1 pseudogene is annotated in these 230 nt (G+C 56.1%); it reads right to left on the reverse strand.

Features of this window, described 5'->3' with window-relative positions:
* Positions 1 to 48: 48 nt before the first annotated feature.
* A pseudogene (locus tag ACTFO6_RS20150) lies at positions 49 to 230 on the reverse strand (DnaB-like helicase C-terminal domain-containing protein); the annotation flags it as partial.

Below are 230 nucleotides of genomic sequence, written 5' to 3' on the forward strand. Positions count from 1 at the left end.
GGATAAAATGAGGTGCAGGGTAGCAGGAGCAGGAACTATGCGGCTACGTCAATAACGAGAAGGATCCGCAAAGTTCTCAAACAGGGTGAATTCTTTGAGGAAGGTGAGCTCGACGGTGCCGATGGGGCCGTTGCGCTGCTTGCCGACGATGATCTAGGCGATCCCGGCCTTGGGGGTGTCCTTGTTGTAGGCCTCCTCCCGGTAAATGAAGAGGATCAGGTCCGCGTCCT

The sequence above is a fragment of the Pelomicrobium sp. G1 genome (assembly GCF_051905455.1).
Classification (GTDB): domain Bacteria; phylum Pseudomonadota; class Gammaproteobacteria; order Burkholderiales; family UBA6910; genus Pelomicrobium.